Raw genomic sequence first — 3,228 nt, 5'->3', positions numbered from 1 at the left:
ATACCGGTGTGATCACGTATTCGAAGATCATGAGTTCTTCGGTGTAGCACGGCGGAGTGCCGGGTAGGAAGCCCATGTCATGCCGGCTTGAGCCGCATGTGGCTCCAACGAGGCCGTCTTGAATCCGAGTACTCGAGCCGCGACCGCCGGTGGCATCTCTTGGACCAGGTCTCGCAGAGCCGCCGCCTTCATTACCCGCAACTCGACTCCGTGGTCTCTGAGCAGTCTCATCAGATAGTTGGCATTGAGCGGCTGACCAGGACGGAATCCAACAAATAAGTAAGGTGAGTCGGCATTGCCTGCGGTGTTTATATTCGGCCTTGACCGCACATATCGGAGTATTATCTCGTCAAATGGGTTCGGAATCAGAACAGGATGATCACCGAGAAGGATCTCGGTGACGTCTACATTCGTTGTAATGTCGTTGATCGTGAGGCGAACCAACCGTGTTATCGGCTGGCCGTAAAGAAGAAATAGGATGGCGGCAGCACGACAGAACAACGGTATTTCCTCGTTCTCGAGCAAGTCCGCGAGGAGAGCCAGCCGCTTGCCCTGATCGATACCAGGAGCCCGAAATGTGGCCCCACCTGGAAGTTCGATATTGGGAAGATATTGATTGCGGACCGCCCATTTTGCAAAACTTCTCACACGTGACCGTGTTGTATTCCCGGTAGCGAACCATTCGTCGACGTGCGCCTGGCGACATTGACTGAGTGAAATCGACTTCTCCTCGAGCCAACCGAGGAAATTTAGCGCTACGGTCGTGTCCTGTTTCGAGGTTCTGACATGACCCTCTGTCAGGTTTGTCCTGTCGGAAAGCTCTCGCAGCCTTCTCAGGTGATACCATCTGACATACTGCCGGGCAACCTTGGTGTGCTCGTCATTCAGATCGCATTTATCCATCTTGCGATCGAGCCAGCGAGTAAAAATGAGGAGATTTTGGTCCTTGTATTCAACAATACCCAGTTTTGTGAAGAGTTGGTGCAAGTGCCGGATCTTCGAGTATTCTCCGTAGTTTTCGAATGTCTCATTAGCGATCGGCGACTCGCCGTGGGCCAGGCTGCGGAGGAACTGGGTCACATGTTCATTCCGGAGCCAGATTATCGCGCTCATGGGCCGGGGTTGCTGGGTGACCGCATCGTAGAAGGGGATGAGTTCCTTACGTAGGGTCCCGGACCCGTCATCGAGGAGAGTATTCAAATCCTCTTTCACGCAACAACGAACGCACATCCGTCGGCGAAAGAGATGGTCCTCGTTCTCGCACCGAATGCAGTAGAAGCTCCGCGGTATTCCTGCGCAATCCGTGCAGATCGGCCGGCCGTCGGCCGGGTCCAATCCCGGAAGAAGGCGATCATGCCGGCATCCCGGGCACATTCCACGTCTGCCTACTGCACGGTGGTAGCACCGGCTACACACCACGCCTTCCGGCCACCGCCGGTAATGTCGAACATGACGATCGCACCGGACGCATATTGTCGCCGACATCTTTACTCCGCTGGACGAATCCGCGCCCGCTTCGGCCTGATGGTGCTGTTCAGGTCCACTACGCCACTGTCGCCGGCTGCCACCCGCTTACGGCTCGAGGCCGCCTCGATTCGGAACTGACAAAGATCCTCAACTGAGCATTCGAGCGCATCGCATATCGCACCCAGCAGAGCGAGGGAGATTCGATCCGGCCGCTGGCCGAGCATTCGATATAGTTGAGACGGGGAGAGGTCGATTCCGCGCTCGATCAACAGCGGCATAATATCCGAAATATTGTTCAGACCCCTCGCTGCCATAATTTCCCGGAGACGCCATGAGTATTCAACTCGTCGCTTCACGGTTCTGCCTCCTCGTTCCGGCCCTGCCGGACTGCTCTTCCTGCAATTCGTTCCAAGGCGTTCTGAACGACACGTTTGCGGTAGTCGGATGATACATCCGTGTATATCGACGTCGTACTCGCATGTTCGTGCCCAACTTGCTCCTGGACAAATCGCGCCTCATAGCCATATTCAATGAGATGGCTCACGTAGGACCTACGGAGGGAATGGAAGTCGACGCCCGATACGAAGCCGAGTTCATTCCGGAACTGGTTGAATTTGTTGGACACCGAGCCCAGGGCGATGCGGTTGCTGCGTTCTGTGCACCAGAGCGCGGGGTTGTCCTCCCCGGATATCTGAGGCCTGACATCTTCGATCCATTGGACAAGGCTCTCGACCGCCCAATCCATCTCCGGGATGGTGAGCACACTTCGACGCTTCGGTGGGGAGCCTTTCATTGCCTTCCCGTAGCGCACATATAACACCCCGTACTGGCCATAAGAGGGAGCTTTCGGATTGAACCCGAAGTCGATCGTATCGAGCATGCGAACTTCGTTTCTTCGGAGCCCCCAGGCATAGGAAACCTTAAGTAACACCGCATCTCTCAAGGCCGCGACGGCTCCTTTCCTTCCCTCGGACAGGATGCGTTCGACACGGTTGTCCGCATGATCGAAAAGGTCCTGCACTTCATTCCATGTCAGGGCACGCTTCTTCGGCTGAGCAATCGCGTCCTGGGTGTGGCGAGCTGTATTCCATTCGTGGCAGACCTGGGTCGGGTGGGTTCCGAATCGGTCCTGGCATTCCTCCGGCCATCCGTACGCCGGATCGACGAGATAGGCCAGGAACGTCCGGAGCGCCAGTTGATAGCCCAGGAGCGTGCTCTGCGTCAAGCCGCGGATTGCCCGGAGTTCCGTGAAGAAGTCGTCGACATGGGCAGCGGACCATTCCCAAGGCTCGGCACCGGCGAAAGTATGAAATCGGCGAACGATCGCTTCGCGCGAATTGACAGTACCGAAACCGAGATTGCGACTGAGCTGCTGGTTTCGCCATCCGTCGAGCATGGCCTGAAAAACCTGCTCTTCAGGCCGTAACAGTGCCACGCCACCAGCAAGGTGCAGCGAAGCAGTGCCAGGCCCACGGCGATCCGAACGCCCCACGAAAACCTCCTCGCATCATCCGCGAGATATTCGCATAAACTGCGAATCTTGGTCAAGATCTCCAGGCCAGGAGACTGCAGACGCGGGTGGCTGCCCCGCGAGTATGTCCCTACGAGAGGGCGCAGCATCAGGTCAACGAGAGTCCTGTAGAACAACCCGGCCATTAAATTCGCAGCTCAGCGTCTATATGAGTGGTCAATTCAGACGGATCGTCGTGGCCCAAAATGGTGGAGTTCATGAATTCGCATGTTCTACGACTCGTGACCCTC

At 56.4% G+C, this 3,228-nt stretch carries 3 protein-coding genes; all 3 read right to left on the bottom strand.

Annotated features, from left to right (window positions below; translation table 11 throughout):
• Positions 1-27: 27 nt before the first annotated feature.
• Positions 28-1,080: a hypothetical protein gene (locus Q7514_RS33060; RefSeq protein ID WP_330137383.1), complete on the bottom strand. Its 1,053-nt coding sequence runs from the start codon at positions 1,078-1,080 to the stop codon at positions 28-30.
• A gap of 407 nt (positions 1,081-1,487) precedes the next feature.
• Positions 1,488-1,823 carry a helix-turn-helix domain-containing protein gene (locus tag Q7514_RS33055; RefSeq protein WP_132476141.1) on the bottom strand — a complete coding sequence of 112 codons (336 nt, stop codon included), beginning with the start codon at positions 1,821-1,823 and terminating at the stop codon, positions 1,488-1,490.
• On the bottom strand, positions 1,820-2,959 hold the full coding sequence (locus Q7514_RS33050; RefSeq protein ID WP_408016231.1) for a tyrosine-type recombinase/integrase: 1,140 nt from the start codon (positions 2,957-2,959) through the stop codon (positions 1,820-1,822). The genes Q7514_RS33055 and Q7514_RS33050 overlap by 4 nt, the downstream gene beginning before the upstream one ends.
• Between the last annotated feature and the right edge of the window lie 269 nt (positions 2,960-3,228).

This window comes from Rhodococcus artemisiae (genome assembly GCF_036327795.1).
GTDB classification, from domain to species: Bacteria; Actinomycetota; Actinomycetes; order Mycobacteriales; family Mycobacteriaceae; genus Rhodococcus; species Rhodococcus artemisiae.
The sequence above is the reverse complement of the archived record's forward strand: the minus strand, read 5'-3'. Positions and strand labels throughout refer to the sequence as shown.